This window comes from Synechococcus sp. R6-5 (genome assembly GCF_047461775.1).
In the GTDB taxonomy this organism is placed as follows: Bacteria; Cyanobacteriota; Cyanobacteriia; order Thermostichales; family Thermostichaceae; genus Thermostichus.
In genome coordinates, this window is sequence record NZ_JANSHV010000327.1 from 1 (window position 1) to 2,368 (window position 2,368).

Consider the following 2,368-nt stretch of genomic DNA (forward strand, 5'->3'; position numbering starts at 1 on the left):
GCATTGCCAGAGCCGAGGAACGCATTGCTGGCGCCGAAGAACGTCTGGAGGCCGAGGTCAAACGCTGGGACGAGCGGTTTTTCCAGCTCAGCCGCGATACCCTCAACTTCACCCGCAATGTGGTTACCATTGCCGCCATCACGGCGGTTTTGATCCCCCTGCTCAGGGATGTCGCTCCCCTGCTGATCGAGCTGTTGCAGGAGGGATCCCGTTAGCGCTTTCCAGCCGGGACGATCTCGCTTTTCCGACCGCTGGCCAACGAGTGGTTGTCGGCCATTGGGCTGAGACAGCCGCGATTCCACCTCTCTGGGGTCGAGCAGGGTTCCAACCGGAATCGAGGTGTCCAAGGGATCCCAGCGCGTACTGATTCTGAGTTACACTAAAACTGCAAAGAAAGGTAACGCCTTTTTCTGGTTCTCCTGACCCTTCACCGCGTTCTTTCTTGCATTCCTTGCACAAGACACAGAGGACAGACGATTATGGCTTTTGAACTCCCGGCTCTGCCCTATCCTGCTGACGCGCTCAAGCCCTACATGTCGGCAGAAACCTTCTCCTACCACCACGGCAAGCACCACGCAGCCTACGTAGCCAACCTGAACAAGCTCATCGAGGGCACCGATCTGGCCAACAAGTCTCTGGAAGAAATCATCAAGGCCACCTTTGGGGATCCCAACAAAGCGGGTATCTTCAACAATGCTGCCCAAGTTTGGAATCACACCTTTTTCTGGGAATCCATGAAGCCAGGCGGGGGAGGTGCGCCTACCGGGCCTATTGCCGACAAGATCAACGCCGACTTTGGCGGCTATGACAAGTTTGCAGAAGCCTTCAAGACGGCAGCCGCCACCCAATTTGGCAGCGGTTGGGCCTGGCTGGTGCTGGACAACGGCACCCTGAAGGTCACCAAAACCCCCAATGCCGAAAATCCGCTGGTTCACGGCCAAACGCCCCTGCTCACTTTGGATGTGTGGGAGCACGCCTACTACCTGGATTACCAAAACCGGCGGCCTGACTTCATCAATGCCTACCTGGAGCACTTGGTGAACTGGGATGCCGCCAATGCCCGGCTGGCTGCCGCCTGACTCCACCTGTTCTGGGATCCCTTGACGGGGGATCCCATCGAGGACTAGCCTCGCGTAGCTTTTTGCGGAGGGATCCTTGTGGATCCCTTTTTTGCGCCTAGTCTTTCCCCAAGCGTTCTCGCTCCTCGCGCAACCGCTCCAGAAAGCCAGGGGTGGGAGGTTGGGTTGGAGGGGCTGCAGGGGGAGCAGGAGTTGGAGCAACCCGGTTCATCTGGGGGAACAGGGGTTGGTTGATGGGCTGCGGCGGGAGAGGCTTGGCCGGGACAGGGGCTGGAGAAGGTGGAGCAGCGGGCGTGGGCACGGCAACCGGTCGGGGTGGAGGCACAGCAGGGGCTGGAGGAGGAGGTGACACCTGCTGAGTTGGAGCAGGGGGCTGAGGGGTAGAGGACACTGCCTCTGGAGTTGCCGCTGGCCTGGGTGTGGGCTCGCTTGCGGACTCACCGATTCCCAGATCTGGGGCGGGATCATCCTCAAACACCGGTTTGCCCTCCGGATCCCGTAGCAGCCAGTCCAGCAGAGGTTCAGGAGTGGCTGAGGGATCCCGCTCAGGGTGCTCTGCACCGCCGACTGGAAGGGGGCGTTCGGGGGCAGCAGGCGGTCTTTCGCTGCCTGGGCCCGGATCCAACAGCAGACGCAGGCCCCAGAAGGTGCTCCCCGCAATGACAACAAAAAGGGCTATCCCAGCCCAGAGGGGAAACGGCTTGGCCTCGGGCTCTGCCTGGGTACTGAGCAGGTGTGTGCCCGACTGCCCTGCATCCACCGCCGCCAGGGTGCGCTCGGAGAAGATGGGTGCGGTTGGGGGGGGCGCGAGGGAAGAGCTGGCAGCGCTCTGGGAGTGCAGGGATCCCTCCAATTGGGCGCTGAGAACCTTCATATCTTGGGGCCGCCGGTCGGGATCTTTGGCCAGACAGGAGAGCACCACCTGTTCCAGCTGCAGCGGAATTTCATAGGGCAAATTTGCGCGATTGAAGGGTTGGGGCTGCTGGTAATTGTGGGCCTCGTACCGGCCGGGGAAAGAATCGCTCTTCGGCTGGAGGGGGTGTTGCCCGGTCAACATGCGGTAGAGCACTACGCCAAGCGAGTAGATATCCGAGCGGGCATCCAGGGCTTCCCCGCGCACCTGTTCGGGAGAGGCGTAGCGCACCGTACCCAAAAAGCCGGTGGTCTGGGTGCCGAGGGCAAGGGAAACGTCGCTGAGCAGCTTAGCAATGCCGAAATCCAAGATTTTGACGGTCTCCCCCAACGTTTCATCTTTTAGGACGAAGAGGTTGCTGGGTTTGATGTCGCGA

At 60.6% G+C, this 2,368-nt stretch carries 2 protein-coding genes and 1 pseudogene; 2 read left to right on the forward strand and 1 reads right to left on the reverse strand.

Annotated features, from left to right (window positions below; genetic code table 11):
* A pseudogene (locus NW818_RS13420) lies at window positions 1-215 on the forward strand (hypothetical protein); the annotation flags it as partial.
* Between the two features lie 264 nt (window positions 216-479).
* Window positions 480-1,079 (forward strand): superoxide dismutase, encoded by a 600-nt coding sequence (locus tag NW818_RS13425; RefSeq protein WP_414424832.1) that lies wholly within the window; start codon window positions 480-482, stop codon window positions 1,077-1,079.
* A 97-nt stretch (window positions 1,080-1,176) separates the two neighbouring features.
* Here the strand turns inward: NW818_RS13425 and NW818_RS13430 are convergent.
* On the reverse strand, window positions 1,177-2,368 hold a 1,192-nt coding region (locus NW818_RS13430), incomplete at its 5' end, for a serine/threonine protein kinase (protein WP_414424833.1).

What these genes read in the sequence shown, in the direction of transcription:
- NW818_RS13425 (WP_414424832.1), top strand. Translation starts at nt 480, where the DNA reads ATGGCTTTTGAACTCCCGGCTCTGCCCTATCCTGCTGACGCGCTCAAG.